Annotated in this window: 10 protein-coding genes; 4 read left to right on the top strand and 6 right to left on the bottom strand. The window is 33.3% G+C overall.

Translation table 11 applies throughout. The features are described 5' to 3' along the window. Positions 1-141 precede the first annotated feature (141 nt). From CQA53_RS03765 to CQA53_RS03750, 4 genes are read left to right on the top strand one after another with little or no spacing between them, the layout of a single operon-like run. Positions 142-456, top strand: a complete 315-nt coding sequence (locus tag CQA53_RS03765) for a hypothetical protein (protein WP_115542698.1) — start codon at positions 142-144, stop codon at positions 454-456. Then, complete coding sequence (locus CQA53_RS03760; RefSeq protein WP_115542697.1) at positions 416-2,506, top strand: TIGR00725 family protein; 2,091 nt, start codon at positions 416-418, stop codon at positions 2,504-2,506. The genes CQA53_RS03765 and CQA53_RS03760 overlap by 41 nt, the downstream gene beginning before the upstream one ends. 1 nt (position 2,507) lies before the next feature. Beyond that, the gene (locus CQA53_RS03755) at positions 2,508-4,127 is read left to right on the top strand and encodes a polysaccharide deacetylase family protein (RefSeq protein ID WP_115542696.1); all 1,620 of its coding nucleotides are present in this window, start codon (positions 2,508-2,510) and stop codon (positions 4,125-4,127) included. Then, complete coding sequence (locus CQA53_RS03750) at positions 4,121-6,340, top strand: glycosyltransferase family A protein (RefSeq protein WP_181882349.1); 2,220 nt, start codon at positions 4,121-4,123, stop codon at positions 6,338-6,340. Before CQA53_RS03755 ends, CQA53_RS03750 begins: the two co-directional genes overlap by 7 nt. Positions 6,341-6,630: 290 nt before the next feature. Here CQA53_RS03750 and CQA53_RS03745 read toward each other — a convergent pair whose 3' ends face one another. The 6 genes from CQA53_RS03745 to CQA53_RS03720 are packed head-to-tail and all read right to left on the bottom strand — an operon-like array spanning position 6,631 to position 12,544. Continuing rightward, positions 6,631-7,974, bottom strand: a complete 1,344-nt coding sequence (locus tag CQA53_RS03745; RefSeq protein WP_115542694.1) for a TIGR00366 family protein — start codon at positions 7,972-7,974, stop codon at positions 6,631-6,633. Between the two features lie 28 nt (positions 7,975-8,002). Next, positions 8,003-9,286 carry a GntP family permease gene (locus CQA53_RS03740; RefSeq protein WP_115542693.1) on the bottom strand — a complete coding sequence of 428 codons (1,284 nt, stop codon included), beginning with the start codon at positions 9,284-9,286 and terminating at the stop codon, positions 8,003-8,005. 8 nt (positions 9,287-9,294) lie between these two features. Next, positions 9,295-10,059 carry a 3-hydroxybutyrate dehydrogenase gene (locus tag CQA53_RS03735; RefSeq protein WP_115542692.1) on the bottom strand — a complete coding sequence of 255 codons (765 nt, stop codon included), beginning with the start codon at positions 10,057-10,059 and terminating at the stop codon, positions 9,295-9,297. Positions 10,060-10,069: 10 nt separating this feature from the next. Beyond that, positions 10,070-10,690, bottom strand: a complete 621-nt coding sequence (locus CQA53_RS03730) for a 3-oxoacid CoA-transferase subunit B (protein WP_281271162.1) — start codon at positions 10,688-10,690, stop codon at positions 10,070-10,072. Positions 10,691-10,707: 17 nt separating this feature from the next. Further along, positions 10,708-11,361, bottom strand: coding sequence for a CoA transferase subunit A (locus tag CQA53_RS03725; RefSeq protein WP_115542690.1), 654 nt, complete (start codon positions 11,359-11,361; stop codon positions 10,708-10,710). A gap of 1 nt (position 11,362) precedes the next feature. Beyond that, positions 11,363-12,544 carry an acetyl-CoA C-acetyltransferase gene (locus tag CQA53_RS03720; protein ID WP_115542689.1) on the bottom strand — a complete coding sequence of 394 codons (1,182 nt, stop codon included), beginning with the start codon at positions 12,542-12,544 and terminating at the stop codon, positions 11,363-11,365. Positions 12,545-12,717 lie beyond the last annotated feature (173 nt).

Here is a 12,717-nt window from a genome sequence, read left to right as displayed (position 1 = left end):
CAATACAATCCGCCATACAAAAACAACTAAAATACTATGCACAAATATTAAGTAAAAAGTAATGGGGGAACTCCAGATCATCATGCTTTTGTGTTATAATTCTTATCTTGAAACTTTTTGGATAATTTTGGGGATTAAACAATGGATAACAATAAAAAACTCTTAGGAAAATACGAACTTTGTAGCGAGTGGAGTGATGGGAAAGATGAAAAATATGAGATATGCGAAGCAAAGGCATTAAACAAAGCCTATGAGATTCTAAGAAAGAGGAAGGATACTAACCCCGCTACAAATATTTTGCAATCAAATAATCATATTGCAAACATTCATGAATCAAACAATACTCCAAACACTAAGCACACACAAAAAACAACACTATCACAACAAAATATTGCCTTAACTCTCACCGATAGCTATGGGGGGGGGGGGGGAGCAGGATTGGCGTCCCAAAGATGAAGATTTATCACGCAACTCATCACACACAACACGCAAATCAAGCAAAAATAAACCTGCATTTGAGGGTGGTGCAGAAAAAGACAATTTGCAAGATACCATATATTCACACTTAACCTCAAATCTAAGTAGTATCTCACACTCGAATATTAGCAACACCCATGAAGACGACATAAAGATTCTCTTGCATAAGAAAATTGCAGTGATTGGTTATGCAAATCTTGATTCTTTAGAGAATAACATTTCTCAATTAGCTCAAAATTTAACCTACAATTTAGGTAGAGAGCTGATGAATGAAGGTTGTATTATAATTAATGGTGGGCTTGGCGGTGTGATGGAAGTAGTCTCAAAAGGTGCGAGAGAGGCTAAATCTTATACGGCACAAAGTATCATTGGTGTCTTGCCCAACTATGATAGCAATATCGCAAATCCATATATTGATACTACCTTGCCTACAGGTTTTGATGTTGGGCGAAATATTGTCTTAGTAAGTATGGCAGATGCCGTTGTTGTGATTGGAGGTGGTGCAGGGACATTGAATGAAATATCACTTGCTTGGCAGCTTAATAAGCCTATTATCACATTAGGCGATTTTGGCTGGGGTGGAAAATTAGCAAATACAGCATTAGATAATCGGCGAAATGATATAATATACAAGGCACAAACACCTATTGAAGTAATAGAGATTCTTAAAAAAGAGTTATTAAAAACAAGAAAAATATTTAATGGTATTGATAGTATAATATCATATAGTGAAGCAAAGAATAAGATTTCTAAATATTACAATATTTCTCTAAATGATATAGAAATACTTGGTGAAGGCACAGAAGGTATTATCCTTAGAGATAAAAATTATACTTACAAGCTGTTTAAAGAAAAATCATCTCTTTGGAAAAAGACATTATATTTTCAACTTAGCACAATAGCTTATAAGCTTAAAAATCATCATAATATATTGTATCCAAACTTTGAAATAAACTATAAAGATAATGATTTAATTATATCTTATCCATATAAAGAGAGTTATACTTTTAGCGAATATCCTTGTATTTCAAAGGAAATATTGCAAGAATTTTTATCACAATGTTACTATGTTGGCATTACCCATCTTGATATTCAACCCAAAAATCTTAGAATCTGCAAAGAGACACATACATTATTTATCTGTGATATTGGATATGATTTACATCATTTTACAGATAATTTCTTTGAAAGTATGTGTAGAAGATTCTTTGCTCTCTATCTTTTAAAAGATTATCTTAATGAAATTTCAAATATTAAATATTTTCTTACTCCACTAAATACTAATCAAGATTTTAAAAGAATTGAAGATTTTTATAATAGTAAAAATTTAAATTATCAAGATTTAGATATGGAATATAAGAATTTTAGAAATAATATTGGTGAATTTATTTTATATCGAAACCTTATTATTGATCTTTATTCTACACAAGAATCTATAAAGACTATTTTTGATTATGGATCTGGGCATGGCAATATAGCTAGTATGCTTAGCAATAAGCTACATAAAGAAGTTTCAACTTATGAAATAGATAAAGAATTACTCTACAAATATAAAAAGTATTATCAACAGCTTAAGGCTCATTATTGGGAAGATTGTGAGATAGAAAGGTTGATTAGAGAAAATCAAAAATTTGATTCTGTTCTATGTTCTTTAGTTTTGTGTCATGCTTTGGCTGATAATGAAAAAGATAGATTGAAAATTATCAATCAAATTATGTGCAATATTTGTGCTTTAAGTAAAAAGCATATATTCATTGTAATTTGTAATCCAATATATAATCAATCCATATCAAATATACAAAAGAGAGAGGAGATTAAGATTTACTCTCAAGCTACTGAATTTACAAAACAAATGTTGCCTAGTGGTAATGCTCGAGCTGATATTCATAGACCTATTTCATATTATGAGAATTTATTTAAGCAGTATAAACTGACTATTAGACAGGTAATACAAAGTGGAGATTTTAGATCAAATCATTTTAGAATTATTAATTCAGATTTTATTTTATTTGATTTAGTAAAGGAATAATATGAAAATTGCAATTATTGGTTTTGGTTATGTGGGTAGGGCGTTTTATAGTTTTTTTAAAACTTATGGATATTACGAAGTTTCTGTATTTGATAATGACGAAAAAGTATTGAAAGAATTTGATTATGTATCTAGTAAATTAGAAGATGTAAATTTAAGTGATTTGATTGTAATTTGTGTCCCTACCCCAGCAAATAGTGATGGTTCAGTAAATACTAATATTGTTGATGAGGTTTTAAGTGTTATAGGTAGTGAAAAGTTAGTATTAATAAAATCTACAATCCCACCTAACATTACTGATAAGTTTTCCAAAAAATATCCTTATTTGCATATTGTTTTTAGCCCAGAATATATTGGAGAATCTAAGTATTTTCTACCCTTACCTTATGATTTTAATAAAGAAGTCATCAAAACACCATATTTTATTTTTGGTGGGGATTGTAGGGATACCGATAAAATAGTTAAAATATTTAGTAAAATAGCAGGACCCACAAAGGAGTATATACAAACAAGCTCATTAAATGCTGAATTATGTAAATATATGGAAAATTCATTTTTTGCTACAAAAATTATATTTTGTAATGAATTTTATAAAATTTGTGAATCTTTTGGAGCAAATTATTCTCAAGTAAGGGAATTATGGCTTAAAGATGTAAGAATTAATAAAATGCACACAATGATTTATGATAATGAAGATACTCTATGTTTTTCTGGCAAATGCTTGCCTAAAGATTTATCAGGTATCATTCAGCACACTATCAAACAAGGTTATCAACCTGAATTCTTACAAAAAGTTCAAGAATGTAATAATGAAATACATAAATTAAATATTTTGATGATACATAGAGTGCATATTCATGCTAATCAGCTAATAAATCCATTATATTTTGAGAGAGGTTTGGTTGTAAGTATCTTCAAAATAGAACAAATTATTAATTCTTTTTTAGAGAGAGGAATGAGCTTTGGAAGTTTAGAACAATGTCTAAGTAATCCAAATAAATATTTTTGTCTTACATTTGATGATGGTTTCAAAGAACATATAGAAGTTGCTAAAAGAATCTCTAAAAAATATAATGCTACGCAAGAATCGTTAATATTTTGTATCAATGTAGGGAATCTTGCCTATAATATCTGTAATGCTATGGATATAGTTTATTATATGGCATATCATTCTCAAATTGAACTATTATTTGAATATATGAATATTAAAAACCTAAATAATGATATGATAAATAATATTTTATTAATCAAGCAATATCTACTCAAACAAAGTCCAGAGTTTTTTAAATCATTAACACAAGCATTTTCTTGTGATGAAATCCAAAATAACTATTTAAATATTCGAGATATACAAGAAATATCACAAATTGCAACAATCGCTTCACATGGAATTACACATAGAGATTTGAGGTTTCATCAGGATTTAAGTACAGAAGAAATATTAGAATCAAAAGATATTTTAGAGGAAATGTTAAATAAAGAAATTACAATATTTTGTTATCCAGAGGGTAAAAATGATGCTTTTTTACAAGAATCTTGCAAAGAATTAGGCTTTCAATATGCACTATCAATACAGCATTCTAAAAAAAATAATTATTCTGTTGGGAGACGATATTGTTAGAGAATAGAAAGATAAGCTATAAAATTGTCGTTATCATTGCAACAAGTGGTGCAAGAAATAATCTCTTGGTAGAGAGAGCATTGCATAGTGTATATCAGCAAACATTTAACCATAATGTTGATGTGATTATTGTGGATGATAACCAACCCAGCAAGGTAGATGAGATTGAGGAGCTTATAGATTCTAAACGAAAAACATTAAAATTGGATAAATTATTTCCGACAAAGGTGATTAAAAATGTTAGAACACCCAATCATTCTGGCACAGGAGCATGGAATAGTGGTGCATATATATGCGTTGATTGGAAGAAATTAGACAATATAGAGAATACTTATTTAGCATTTTTGGACGATGATGATAGCTGGGAGAGGGATTATTTGTTAGAATGTAACAAAAAAATAATAGAACACACAAATGTAATCAATAAAGTTGGTGTGGTAGCTAGTGGAATTAATTTTATAGAGGCAAATTCTACAAAGATGATATTTCCAAGTAAAGATTTATTGACACAAGAAAGTATTTTCATTCAAAATCCAAATATACAAGGTAGCAATTTATTTATTAATCTATCTGTATTTTTATCTATAGGAGGGTTTGATGAAAGTTTAAAAAGCACTACAGATAGGGATTTGATGATGAGGTATGTAGAATTTAGCCATTGTAATCCAAATATGCAAACAATATTTATTGATAAGCCTTTGGTGAATTATTATAATATTGACAATATCAAACGAGTAACTACAGATTTCAACAATAAGCATATGGGTTTAGATACATTTTACTATAAATATAAGGGTAGGTTTGCTGAAAAATATTATCAAGCATCATTAAAGAGAGCAAGAGAAAAATTCCAATATATACTGAATAATAATTTATATGAGAGCTGTATTGGAGGAAATGCAAAAATATCAAATATACAACCAATAAATTTGCTTATTTTAGGCTTTATCTGTTTAGATTCTAGAAATCTAATAAGTTTGCTAGATTCTTTGTCGCGATTAAAGCCACTAAATTCACAATATCTAAAAGATTTTAGAATCTGTATAGTTAGCACTATTGAAAATAAAGAGTATTTTCCAAAAATTACTGGCAAGTATCCATATAAATTTAAAATTAAATATCTCAAGAGACAATATCCAATCGCTAGAAATAGAACTATATTGCAGAAGTTTATCTATAAAGTTGGGAATGCTTGTATACTGGATTTTGTAAGTTGGATAATAGATGATGATAGTTTATTTTATGCCTTATATAATAATAAAAAATATTTTATTGATTATTTTTATTATATTGCTTTGTATAATTATAAAAAAATTGATGTGCTTATTGGTGGTCATTGTGGAGAACCTCCTTTACCATTCTTTTCCACATTGAGAACACAATTATTAGATTTATATTATCATACAAGAGTATTGTATGGAGATATATTACAAGTATCAACTGACATAGGCTATAAAGAAGAATTTTATTATGATTTATCTTCAAAGAATTTTAATTATTTGGAATATCCATTCAAATATCAAGGAAATATACAATCTTTTATTGATAAATTAAATAATGCTAATCTTGCAACAAGATATATTGAGATAAGTTCATGCAAGATAGGCAAGGTAGTTAGTGATAGCATATATCGTGGAGGTAATACAATAATCTATAATAAAAATCTTTTAAAAATTCCAAATTTTACTCCATATAAACAATATAATCGTAGAAGTGATTTTAATTGGGCAATAGTAGGCAAGTATATTTTTCATTATAATATTAAAGAAATTATACTTCCTCTTACGCATAAGCGACAATATAGAAATATTAATATAAATTGTGAGCTTCAAAAACTAGAAGCTGATTTAATTGGAATGATATTTTATCGTATATTTCTATCACTATGTAAAGAATCTAATATTAAAATATTATCATATAGTGAGATATGCGAACTTTTTAATAATGAAATTAATAAACTAAAAAATAAAGTCACTATTAATCAATATAGAATATTGGCATTAAAGAAACAAATTAAGCAATATTTAAAAAATAGATATGAATATGATAAATTCATTAAACTAGAAGAAAATATTGATAAGTTTATAAAGCATTTATTATATTTTGTTAATAAAGATATACGATTTAGTAAGCAAGCTTATAATAATAGTTTAAATTTTATTAATAACATGAGAGCAATTCAAACAATGCAAGAAAAATTTGAAAAAAGCTAAGTGATAATGGCATAGAATCTTGCTATACATATTGCTTGTATAGGCAAAATCACTTGATTTTGAACTCACCTTAAGATTCTTACTTTAGAAATCTTATTAATTATATTTTGTTTTGAATCTAATAATAGATTCTATAAATTTTAAGGGTTCTCGCAAAGACAAAATGTTCCACAAATCTTTGTTTTAATAATCCAATATTCATTAATCTTTATGAAAAAATCAATAAAGATTTTATGCTACCACATAGAGAATCTTTGTCATTGAAATTTATACTATCAATAGCATAGACTTTAGAAAAAATACAATGCAACGATAAAAATCGGCACAGAAAAAATCAACGCCGTGATACAATACCCCATGATGTCTCGCACACCAAGCCCAGCAATAGCAAGTGCTGGTAATGCCCAAAATGGTTGAGCCATATTCGCCCATTGTTCACCATAGGCGATAGCCATTGTGGCTTTACCCAAATCCGCTCCTAGCTCTTTTGCCGCTTCAAGCACAAAAGGTCCTTGTATTACCCAATGCCCTCCGCCACTAGGCACAGCGAAATTTATTGCAGCAGAGCTGAAAAATGCCCATACAGCATAATTATCTTTGTTTGCTATATTGATAAAAAAATCTGTGATGATTCCACCTAATCCGGAATCTTCCATCATTAATGCGATGGCTGCGTAGAATGGGAATTGCACGAGAATCCCAGCGGTGCTACTCGCAGCAGTTTTTACCGCACGCATATATGCCATTGGTGTTTTATGTAGGAGCATTCCGCTTAGTAAAAAGATAAGATTCACACTATTGATATTTAATCCCGCAAAGCCCTTTTGTGAAAAATAATTAAAGAGATACACAATACCAAGTGCGACAATGATGAGAGTTAAGAATCTACTTTCTTCGATTTTGAGTGCGGGTGGAGCGTCTTTTGGCACTTCTCTTTGATAGTTTGGTTCTTCAGCTAAAAGTTGTGGGTCGATTGGTTTTGGTTCTTTTGGCACCATATACATTACTAAAATTGGCATACAAATAAGCAAAGCAAGAATTACAAAGCCATTATACCAAGTGAAAATCGTCTCTGTAACCGGGATAGGATTCCCATCAAGATAGCCCTTCACGATGATATTTGAGGCATCAGAGGCAGAGAGAGGCATTGAGCCACTAAGCCCACCACCCCAAGTCATAAAGCCAATATACGCACAAGCAATGAGTAAGCCATAATCTACGGCTTTAAGATTGCGTGCGATTTGCTTAGCAAATAATGCTCCAATGACTAGTCCAAACCCCCAGTTTATTGCAGAGGCAAGCCCACCAAAGAAACATACTAATGCTACGCCTTGTTTAGGAGTCTTGGCAAATGAGGCGATATATTTTAGCCCTCGCTTTACTGGTTCACTACTTGCTAATGCGAATCCTGTAACGACAATCATCGCCATTTGCGTGGTAAAAGCAAGGAGATTCCAAAAGCCATCGCCCCAGAATCCCGCCATTGCAAGAAAGGCATTTTGCCCCTCTTTTGGTGGTAAGATAAAATACCCCCATACAAAAACAATGATACTTAAGAGTATCGCAAAAACGAGTGGGTCTGGCAGGTATCGATTAACAACCCGCACCATAAATAAACTTAATTTCCCAATCATAATTTTTCCTTTATCAAAAATACGAATCTTAGTAGATTCCAAAATACGCTACAATTAAACCAACTATTAATGCAATGATAGGTATAATCACAGCTACTACGCAGATATCCAAATAGCTTTTTTTATGACTCATACCTGTGATAACAAGCAGTGTCAAAACCGCACCATTATGTGGGAGTGCATCAAGCCCACCTGAAGAGATGGAGGCTACTCTATGCAAGAGTTCCAAAGATATATTTTGATGCAGTGCGATTTCTTTATATTGTGTGCCTAAAGCTTCAAGTGCGATACCCATACCACCAGAAGCTGAACCGGTTGCTCCTGCAAGGAGATTGACAGCTATGGCTTCAGAAATGAGTGGATTACCTTTCACGCCTAAGAGTAAATCTGTTAGTGTGTGAAAGCCAGGAACTGCTTTAACAACAGAACCAAAGCCTACCGCAGCCGAAGTATTAATAATTGCTATAATAGAGCCTTGTGCTCCAGCATTAATGGCTTTGATAAAATCTTTAAAACGATGAATATTTAATATAAGAATTGTAAGAATCCCACATAGCAAAGCATTAATGATTTCAATGGAAAAAACATTAAGCAAGACAACCACGCAAAGAAGAGGGAGTAAAGAAAGTATAAAATTTGGCACTTTTTCATCAATATTGCCTTTATGTTCCCCATCTGGTTCATCATAGAATTCTCCTAATTTCTTAAAATATTCTTCTCGATATTTGAGATAGAAGTAGCCACCAACCAACATAATTAAACTCGCAATGATTCCCATAATAGGTGCTGCCATTGGCGTAGTGTCAAAATATTTCATTGGAATGAGATTTTGAATCTGTGGGCTTCCAGGCAGAGCAGACATAGTGAATGTAAAAGCCCCAAGTGCTATGGTAGGAGGGATTAACCTTCTTGCAATATTTGCTCTTTTAAATAAGGATAAAGCTAAAGGATACACAGCAAACACTACAACAAAAAGGCTTACACCTCCATAAGTCAAAATAGCAGCCGCGAGGATAATGCCTAGAATAGCTCTTTTTTCCCCAAGTATTTTGCCTATCATCATTGAGACAGAACTCGCCATAGAAGTAACTTCCATAAGTTTACCAAAAATTGCTCCTAGCATAAAAACAGGAAACCATTGTTTAGCAAAAGCAACAAAACCACTCATATATACATTTGTATAACTATCAAACAAATCAAGCCCACCGCCAAGAGCTACTATTCCCGCAGCTATTGGGGCAACCCATACTATCGACCAACCAAAATAAGCCAATATCATAAGCACAATTAAACCAAGAATTATACCTGTCATATTGCTCCTTATTGTGCTGTATAGCCTGCATCAATCACCATATTTTGTCCAGTGATATGCTTTGCACTTTGGGAGGCTAAGAATAGAGCCATTGAGGCAATATCATTAATATCAATCAGTTGTTTTTGAGGAATAAGGGGAAAAAGAACTTCATCTAAAACTTGCTCCAAGCTTACCCCTCTAGTATGAGCTAAGTCTTGCATTTGCCCCCTTACTAATGGTGTGTCTATATAGCCCGGACAAATTGTGTTTGCAGTGATACCAAAAGTAGCACACTCAAGAGCAGTAACTTTCGTTAGTCCTATCAAGCCATGTTTTGCACTATTATAGGCAGCCTTACCAGCAAAGCCTATTAAACCATTTATGGAAGCCATGTTGATAATGCGTCCAAATTCTTGTTTTTTCATTATTGGCAAGACATATTTTGTCGTAAAAAAAGCCCCAACTAACATAATTTGAATCATTTGTTGAAATTTTATTGTAGGAAAATCCTCGATTTTGGCGACATATTGTAATCCAGCATTATTAATCAACACATCGATTCGCCCAAAATGCTCCATACTTTGCTTGATGAGATTTTCGACTTCATTTTCTTTGCTGACATCACATTGTATGCCTAATACTTCATCTTGTGGGTAGCTTTGTGTTATTTTATTGAGTGTTTCTTCGTTTATATCCGAAATAACTACTCTGTAATCATTTCTGTGAAAATGTTGTGCGATATTTAATCCAATACCACTAGCACTTCCTGTAACAATGGCAACTTTTTTCATTACCCCCTCCTTATAGTGCTATTTCAAAATTTGCTTCAGTGTTTGCTTTGATTTCTTCCAAGCTTGCTCCTTCTTGCACTTCAATAAGCTTCAACTTACCATTTTCGAAACTGAAAACTCCAAGTTCAGTAATAACCATATCTACGCAAGATTTTCCTGTAAGTGGAAGTGTGCATTGCTTTTTAAGTTTGCTATTACCATTTTTATCAGTATGCTCCATTGTGATAATGACTTTTTTCACACCATTGACTAAGTCCATAGCACCACCCATTCCAGGCACTAATTTACCCGGGATAATCCAATTTGCAAGATTCCCACTCTCATCGACTTCTAACGCACCTAGCACTGTAATATCCACATGTCCACCACGAATAAGACTAAAACTAAATGCAGAGTCAAAGAACATTCCACCTTCCATTATGCTTGAAGCCTGTCCTCCCGCATTCGTAATACGAGGATTTTTCTCCGCAGGGGTCGCTCCCATGCCTAGCATTCCATTTTCTGATTGTAAGATGATATTCACACCTTTTGGGACATAGTTACTTGCTTGCAATGGCATACCAATGCCAAGATTGATTAAATCTCCATCTTTGAATTCCTTTGCTACGCGTTTGACGATAGTTTCTATTATTTGCTCTTTTGTTCTCATTATTGTTCCTTTCTGCTATCTACGATATAATCCACGACGACACCCGGCACAACCACATTATTAGGATTGATAGGGGTTTCCAAGATTTCTTCAACCTCAACGATGACTAAATCCGCACTCATTGCCATAAGTGTATTAAAATTCCGTGTGGTCCCATCATAGGCTAGATTCCCATATCTATCTGCATAAGTTGCATAGACAATCGCGACATCTGCCCTCAAAGGTTTCTCAAGTAAATATTCTTTGCCATCAACTTTGATGATTTCCTTTCCCTCTGCGACAAGTGTGCCAAGCCCTGTGCTAATCAGTATTCCACCAAGCCCAGAGCGAGAGGCACGAATCCGTTCTGCCAAAGTCCCTTGAGGCACGAGTGTAACCTCCAAACTTCCATCACTCATTTGTCTGCCTGTCTCTTTATTTGTCCCTACATGTGTGGCGATAAGTTTCGAGATTTGTTTGTTTGTAATAAGTTTCCCGTAGGAATAATCTGCCATTGCAGTATCATTACTGATTTGAGTGAGATTCTTTGTGCCAAGATTAACAAGTTCTTCTATCGTTTTATGTGCCGTGCCACAGCCTATAAATCCACCGATAAATACAGAATCTCCCTCTTTTACCAACTTTGCTGCTTCTTTTGCCGAAATAATCTTCATTTTAGCTCCTTTCAAATATCGCTGCTATACCTTGTCCGCCACCTATGCAAAGTGTCGCTAAGCCAAATTGCTTATTTTGCTTTTTCATTGCATTAAGAAGTGTAGCGACAATCCTTGCTCCACTCGCACCGACTGGGTGTCCTAGTGCTATCGCTCCGCCATTAATATTAAGCTTGTCAAGATTGGGTTTAAGCTCCTTGATACAAGCGAGGCTTTGTGCCGCAAAGGCTTCGTTTGCCTCTATCAAATCCATATCATCGATAGCCATTTTTGCTTTTTGAAGCACTTTTTTCGTTGCCATTGCCGCCCCGATACCCATTATGCGAGGAGGGACGCCTACACTTGCGATAGCTTTTATCGTAGCAAGTATGGGTAAGCCCAAATTCTGTGCTTTGTCCTTGCTCATCACGATTACCATTGCCGCACCATCATTAATCCCGGAGGCATTCCCAGCAGTTACGCTACCATCTTTGTCAAATGCAGGTCGGAGTTTTGCAAGAGATTCTTTGCTGATGTCGCCACGCACAAATTCATCTTGAGTGAATACATTCTCACCTTTTTTACTTTTCAACACAACAGGCGTAATCTCGCCACTAAAGGCGTTTGAATCTAATGCCTTTTTGGCTTTAAGCTGTGAATGCAGTGCAAATTCGTCTTGTTCTTCGCGTGATATATTATATTCTTTTGCGAGATTTTCCGCTGTAATCCCCATGTGATAGCCCTCCATTGCACAAGTAAGGGCGTCTTTTATCATGCTATCGATAACTTGTTTATCTCCCATTTTGTAGCCCTCGCGGACAGATTCTAAGAGATAGGGCGAAGCGGACATATTTTCGCTCCCACCGGCAAGTATAATGTCATTTTCGCCCAGCAAAATACTTTGATACGCTAAATCGATAGCCTTTAGCCCCGAGCCACAGAGTTTATTGATACAATAAGCTCCTTTGCTCTCATCTATACCACTATTGATAAGCACTTGTCTTGCGGGATTCTGTCCTAGTCCAGCTTGTAATATTTGTCCTAAAATTACCTCGTCGATGAGATTTGGCTCTAGATTTAGCTCGCTAAGTAAATCTTTTGATACGATTGAGGCAAGCTCTACCGCACTTACACCTTTGAGGCTACCTAAAAACGAACCGATAGCGGTTCGCTTCGCCCCTACAATCACGACTTCCCTTTGCATTTTTATTCCTTTAACAATAAATTTTGCAGAATATTATAAATCCTACTTTTTTATTATATCAAAAAAATAGTATTGATTTCTTTTTTTTTTTTTTTGATAAAAATAAAAATATTTTCTATTTTTATCAAATATTATAATTTTATTATTTTGCTTTAATATACATAAAATAGTAG

Origin of the sequence: Helicobacter didelphidarum (assembly GCF_003364195.1) — a bacterium.
In the GTDB taxonomy this organism is placed as follows: Bacteria; Campylobacterota; Campylobacteria; order Campylobacterales; family Helicobacteraceae; genus Helicobacter_A; species Helicobacter_A didelphidarum.
The sequence above is the reverse complement of the archived record's forward strand: the minus strand, read 5'-3'. Positions and strand labels throughout refer to the sequence as shown.